The 2,170-nt window shown below is 64.7% G+C and carries 2 protein-coding genes; both read left to right on the top strand.

The window, feature by feature from the left end:
• Window positions 1-1,628: PAS domain-containing sensor histidine kinase (locus EN991_RS33555; protein ID WP_164769570.1), on the top strand; the 1,628-nt coding region annotated here is incomplete at its 5' end.
• An 8-nt stretch (window positions 1,629-1,636) separates the two neighbouring features.
• Window positions 1,637-2,170, top strand: a 534-nt coding sequence (gene tsaE, locus EN991_RS33550; protein ID WP_127370342.1) for a tRNA (adenosine(37)-N6)-threonylcarbamoyltransferase complex ATPase subunit type 1 TsaE, incomplete at its 3' end; no start/stop codon positions are given.

Below are 2,170 nucleotides of genomic sequence, written 5' to 3'. Positions count from 1 at the left end.
TTTTCGAGCAATCGCTGTCCACCGTGATCGAAGGCGATCGCCGTGTGTTCGCGGTCACCGATTTCGCCGGCAGCGATGGCTCGGCCGGCCTTGCCTGCGACACCAGTGCCATCGAAGCCGTTCGCGGCGAATACGAACGGACGGTGCGAAGCCACGCCGACACGCTCGACCAGCTCAACACGGCGGTCGCCATTTTCGACACCGACGAGAAGCTGCGGTTCTTCAACCAGGCCTTCCAGAAGCTTTGGGGCCTGGACGCAGGCTTCCTGCACAGCGCTCCAGACAATGCCTTGCTGCTCGACCGGCTGCGCAGCGAAGGCAAGATCGCCGAACAGCCTGAATGGCGCCGCTGGAAGGAAGGCCTGCTCGGCGCCTATCGCGCTGTGGAATCCCAGGAACATTGGTGGCATCTGCCTGATGGCAAGACCATCCGCGTCGTCGCCAACCCGCAGCCCAAGGGCGGCGTCACCTGGGTGTTCGAGAACCTCACCGAGAAGATGGACCTCGAGAGCCGCTACCAGACAGCGGTGCGGGTCCAGGGCGAGACGCTCGACAATCTTGCCGAAGGCGTAGCGGTGTTCGGACCCGACGGCAGGCTCCGGCTGTCGAATCCTGCCTTTGCCACGCTCTGGGGATTGAGCGGCGAAGCGGCCAAGCCCAGCGTCCATGTTTCCACCATCCGCGACCTTTGCGACCGGCAGGCGGCGGACAGCCCCTGGCCCGGCTTTGTTGCCGCCGTCACCGGCTTCGACGACGAGCGCCGCGACCGCCACGGACAGACCGAGCTCAACAACGGCAACGTGTTGAGTTACGCCATGATCCCGCTGCCCAACGGGCAGGTGATGATGACCTTCGTCGACGTCACCGACAGCGTCCATGTCGAGCGGGCGCTGAAGGACAAGAACGAGGCGCTGCAAAAATCCGACCAGCTCAAGAACGAATTCGTCCAGCATGTTTCCTATGAACTGCGCTCGCCGCTGACCAACATCATCGGCTTCACCGAACTCCTGTCACAGCCCACGACCGGTCCGCTGACGCAGAAGCAGCGGGAATATGTCGAGCATGTCAGCTCCTCCTCCGCGGTCCTGCTCACCATCGTCAACGACATACTCGACCTGGCGACGGTGGACGCCGGCATCATGCAGCTCGATATTTCCGAGGTGCAGGTCGATCGCACCATCGCCGCTGCGGCCGAACTGGTGGCCGACCGGCTGGAAGAGCATTCGATCAGGCTCGAGGTCGAAGCAGCCTCGGCGCCGAAGACGTTTCACGGCGATGAGGTCCGCGTCCGCCAGATCCTCTACAATCTGCTCAGCAACGCCGCCAATTACGCCCCGGAAGCCAGCACCATCCGGCTCACCTGCCGCCATCTGGCGGACGGGGTGGAATTCTCGGTCCATGACGACGGTCCCGGCATGCCGCCCGATGTGCTCGATTCGGTGTTCCGCCGTTTCGAGCCGCGCGCCAATGGTGGCCGCCGGCGCGGCGCCGGCCTCGGCCTGTCGATCGTCAAGAGCTTCGTCGAGCTGCATGGCGGCAGCGTTCGCATCGAAACCGGCAAGGACAAGGGCACGACCGTCATCTGCACCTTTCCAGACATGCCGGGCATCCGTGCCGCGGCCGAGTAGCGCGTTCGATGACCGGATTGGTGCTGGAGCGATTACTCGCCGACGAGACCCAGACAGCGCGGCTGGGCGAAGATCTGGCGCTGTCGCTGCGCCCAGGCGACGTGCTTGCCCTGAAGGGCGATCTGGGCGCCGGCAAGTCGACGCTGGCGCGGGCCTTGATCAGGACCTTGGCCGACGATGCCGGCCTCGACGTTCCGAGCCCGACCTTCACGCTGGTGCAGAGCTACGACACCCGCATTCCGGTGCATCACTTCGATCTCTACCGCCTGTCCTCGGCCGACGAGATCGATGAGCTTGGGTTCGACGAAGCCTTGGCGCAAGGTGCTGCTTTGGTCGAATGGCCGGAGCGGGCGGAAGCCCATCTGCCGAAAACCACGGTCCTGATCGAGCTCGTCCAGCATGGCAACGGCCGGCTGGCACGATTGTCGGGGCAGGGACCTGCCTTCGATCGGGCCGCACGGTCGCTGGCCATGCGCGACTTTCTCGTGAGCGCCGGCTGGGCGCAAGCGCAGCGCCGCCATTTCATTGGCGATGCTTCTGCC

The organism is Mesorhizobium sp. M7A.F.Ca.US.005.03.2.1, from assembly GCF_003997795.1.
GTDB classification, from domain to species: domain Bacteria; phylum Pseudomonadota; class Alphaproteobacteria; order Rhizobiales; family Rhizobiaceae; genus Mesorhizobium; species Mesorhizobium ciceri.
This window is presented reverse-complemented; position numbering and strand designations above follow the sequence as displayed.